Source organism: bacterium (assembly GCA_021158245.1).
Classification (GTDB): Bacteria; Zhuqueibacterota; QNDG01; order QNDG01; family QNDG01; genus QNDG01.
The window spans coordinates 1-3,713 of sequence record JAGGVB010000224.1; the positions used below are offsets into that span (position 1 = coordinate 1).

General features: G+C 37.0%; 7 protein-coding genes. All 7 read right to left on the minus strand.

Annotation, left to right across the window (positions count from 1 at the left end; all coding sequences use genetic code 11):
* Positions 1-112: 112 nt before the first annotated feature.
* Complete coding sequence (locus J7K93_13920) at positions 113-376, minus strand: Txe/YoeB family addiction module toxin (GenBank protein ID MCD6118099.1); 264 nt, start codon at positions 374-376, stop codon at positions 113-115.
* Positions 357-629 carry a type II toxin-antitoxin system Phd/YefM family antitoxin gene (locus J7K93_13925; GenBank protein ID MCD6118100.1) on the minus strand — a complete coding sequence of 91 codons (273 nt, stop codon included), beginning with the start codon at positions 627-629 and terminating at the stop codon, positions 357-359. Before J7K93_13925 ends, J7K93_13920 begins: the two co-directional genes overlap by 20 nt.
* A gap of 209 nt (positions 630-838) precedes the next feature.
* On the minus strand, positions 839-1,240 hold the full coding sequence (locus J7K93_13930; protein ID MCD6118101.1) for a type II toxin-antitoxin system VapC family toxin: 402 nt from the start codon (positions 1,238-1,240) through the stop codon (positions 839-841).
* The gene (locus tag J7K93_13935; GenBank protein MCD6118102.1) at positions 1,237-1,479 is read right to left on the minus strand and encodes an Arc family DNA-binding protein; all 243 of its coding nucleotides are present in this window, start codon (positions 1,477-1,479) and stop codon (positions 1,237-1,239) included. The genes J7K93_13930 and J7K93_13935 overlap by 4 nt, the downstream gene beginning before the upstream one ends.
* 255 nt (positions 1,480-1,734) lie before the next feature.
* Entirely contained in the window at positions 1,735-1,989 is a 255-nt protein-coding gene (locus J7K93_13940; protein MCD6118103.1) for a type II toxin-antitoxin system RelE/ParE family toxin, read from the minus strand.
* On the minus strand, positions 1,979-2,197 hold the full coding sequence (locus tag J7K93_13945; protein ID MCD6118104.1) for a ribbon-helix-helix protein, CopG family: 219 nt from the start codon (positions 2,195-2,197) through the stop codon (positions 1,979-1,981). The genes J7K93_13940 and J7K93_13945 overlap by 11 nt, the downstream gene beginning before the upstream one ends.
* A gap of 209 nt (positions 2,198-2,406) precedes the next feature.
* Positions 2,407-3,508 (minus strand): IS3 family transposase gene (locus J7K93_13950; GenBank protein ID MCD6118105.1). Its coding sequence is split into 2 segments (ribosomal slippage): positions 2,407-3,241 and positions 3,240-3,508, totalling 1,104 coding nucleotides; the frame shifts between segments, so codons are not numbered across the junction.
* Positions 3,509-3,713: the final 205 nt, after the last annotated feature.

Below are 3,713 nucleotides of genomic sequence, written 5' to 3' on the forward strand. Positions count from 1 at the left end.
GATTAAAATGGACGGCGAAAGCCGTCCAAAGCATAAATAAGCGATTTAGAATAAAACATTCGTTTGCGTCCCATGCTGCAAAGTGTTATACGGCTCATAAACCAATATTGTATCACTTATAATGGCCGCCAATAGCAAAGATATAAATGGATTGGTTATCAAATTTATAAATTAAACGATCTTTTTGTGACAAGCGTCTAGACCCAAAACCAGATAAATTATATTTTAAAGGTTCAGGCTTACCTAATCCTTGAGATGGATCTTCACGTTGCATTTCCTGTAATATTTTACATAAATTTTTATGAAGAACTTTATCTTTATTCCTTAATTTCTCATATTCTTTCCAGGTATTACCTTCAAAAACTATTGATCTCATCTAATTCCTTTTCTGAAGGAATATACCCCTCACTTTTATTATGTGTTTTTAATGATTCGGAAATCTGTTTCATTAAAAATGAGTTCTGAAGTACATACAGCGTCTCTTGCTCCCTTTCCCAGTCTTCAGCACTTATCACAATAAAATCTCTACCTTTCCTTCTGGTAATTTTTACGGGTTCATGTTCATCAATAGCTTGATCAACAAAACTTTTTAAATTTGACCTAAATTTATTGACTGACAATTCAATCATAATTCTTTCCTTTACCTGTTATTCAATTTCGTTCCATAAAATGCACCGAATTATCGTACATTTGTCAATAGTATTTTTTGAAAAACTTTACAATTTAGCCATACAACATTAACATAATTAGCCAACCCGGATTAGCGCGACTTTTGGCACAAAAGGCGTGACAAACGGATTGGCCCAATTCATGCATGGGTTAACACCAAGTCTTTACGCTATGCAAGAAAATCATTTATCGATAATGCTATTGCAGGCACTTCCTTTAGAATTTTCTTATCACTTGTAATCAGGTGAACACCCAGTTCTTTTGCGAGTGCAACAAATTCACAATCATAAGCAGATAAATTTGTTTTGGTCAACATTTCTAAAACTTCTGATGATATAACATGATATTCGGAGCTCAACATCAATGATTCCGCTTCACCCATTAAATAATTGGCCTGAGAAAGATCAATATATTCTTTTCGCAGGTAAAGCGATAATACACTACGAAATTCACTTCTCCACAAAATGGGAGATACCCAGTTTGAGTCCTTTAGCAAAACTTGTTTAACCGCTTCTGTCTTCTCTCCTTTGATAAATAAATATGAAATAATATTCGTGTCAACAACAATCATGATCTACCCTCTTGTTTTACATTTTGGATTAGATCATCTGTCAATAATGGCATCTCAATATTATTGTGAAAAGTTTCTATTCTTCGGATTAAGGAATTAACATCAAGCTTCGCACTTTTTAAAGAGCGGTCAAGTCTATTTATGATCTCGTTGTTAATGCTTCTTCTATTATCATGTGCGGTAGTTTTGATTTTATCATATAAATCATCAGGTATATTTTTAACTGTAATGTTACGCATTATAGCCTCCTATTATTTTTTTCGAACCCGCGGATGAAACCAATACGGAACCATAACGGAAGCTAATAAATATTTTTACTCAAATCAAGGAATTTTTTCTATTCTCTGAAATTTTAGAAGGTGTTAACGCAAAAATCACTGGTTGCAGGGGTTTCAGGGGTTTCCAGAAATCTTGTTCGTGATAATAAAGTTTGTAAAACCAATACTTTTCAAAGCGGCTCAGCTCCCTGCAATCCAGTGCATCGTCATGTTCTCTCACTTTTTATACACATCTTTTCTATGTTTAATTCTCAAAATTAAGACAGAATCATCAATGATTACATAAACGATACGATAGTCTCCAATTCTGTATTTTCTCAAACCAGCAAACTGCCCTTTCAATTCAGGTAATTTTTCAGCTTGTTTTGAAAGTTCCGAAGTAATTTTTTTTAAAATCAGATCCGCCTCAGAATGATCTATTTTTTTTAAGTCTTTTGCTACCGACTTTTTAAAAGTTATTTTATAGACCAATTTCTTCTCTCATTGCTTCAATAGATATTATAGGATCAGAAGTATCACGAAGTCTATCAATGCTTACTTGTAAGTCTGCTTGATTCTGTAAATATTCTTCAAGGGCTTTTTGTACAAGAAAAGATTTAGACCTCTCAGTGGTTCTAGCGATACTGCTAAGTTCTTTTGCAAGGCTATCTGGTAATCTTACCGAAAGTGCTGTGCTCATGTTTCATCTCCCTCAATGTATTCTATTGTAATACAATGTAATTAAATTCAAAGTAATTGTCAATATAGAATAAGGTGGTCCCCATTGGTTGGACAGCCAACAAGGGTTTTTAAGGTGGAAGGTTGCTCCGCTTGCGGGGTGACGACCGGGAGTAATTTTTATATGTTATCCTAAAATAGAGTTTTTGTTTTCTAATGTCAATTATTTTATTAACCATGTTTTTCTCCGGGTGTTTGGTTGCCCAAGCTTTGATGAGGGCGTTCCCAGTTGTAGAAGTGAAAGTACCGGTTCAGCCCTTTCCACAATGAAAGACCGTCCTCGTATGTATGAAGATAGATATCTTCATATTTAAGGGTACGCCAAAATCGTTCTATGAAAATATTGTCGAAGACGCGGCCCCTGCCATCCATGCTGATGCGTATGTCTTTTGACTCAAGGATGCTTGTGAAATTGCGACTTGTGAACTGAACACCTTGGTCTGTGTTGAATATTTCCGGGTGGGCGTATGCCAAGGCCTCCATCAGGGCTTCAATACAGAAATAGGTATCTAAGCTATTTGACAGCCTCCAGGAGATGACATAGCGGCTAAACCAGTCAATAATGGCGACCAAGTAGAGAAAGCCGTTTGCCATGGGGACATAGGTAATGTCTGTACTCCAAACCTGATTGGGGGCTGTAATCTCATATCCTTTAAGCAGATATGGGTATATCACGTGCTCTTTTGAGCCTGCGCTGAGTCTTGGTTTGGGATAAATCGCTTCAAACCCCATCAGCCTGTACAGCCGTCTGATCCTTTTGATGTTGACATGATGATGATGCCAAAGAACAATCTGGTGCATTCTGCGAACCCCATAGAAAGGGGTCTTCAGATACTGTTCGTCCATCAGGCGCATGATTTCGAGGTTCTCCGGGCTTTCTGAACAGGGTTCGTAATAATAGCCTGATCGACTGATACCGAGTAATTCACACTGCCTTTTGATGCTTATTTGGTTGTGTGATGACTCTACAAGCCTGCGCGACTGGTCAGGTGTAAACACTGTGCTTTTTTTTTAACCAGTCAATCTCGACTTTGAGCTGACCTATTTGGCGATATAATTCAGATTCAAGGTTCTGATGTTCTTTCTCTTTTTTTACTCTTGAAGACGAAAACAGACTCTCCATCTCTGTGATCGCTTGTTTCTTCCACTGGCCGATTTGGTTGGGATGAACACCAAATTTTGATGAAAGTCCACTCAGTGTCTGTTGTTCCTTCAGGGCTTCTATCGTTACTTTTGCTTTAAAATTGGCGCTGAATCTTTTTCTCTTTGTCATGACTGCTCCTTCTTTTTTGAACTATAAGTTAATCATTTTCCACCTTAACTACCTGTCCAAAAATTGGGGAGTACTATAGGCCATTATAAGTGATACAATATTGGTTTATGAGCCGTATAACACTTTGCAGCATGGGACGCAAACGAATGTTTTATTCTAAATCGCTTATTTATGCTTTGGACGGCTTTCGCCGTCCATTTTAATC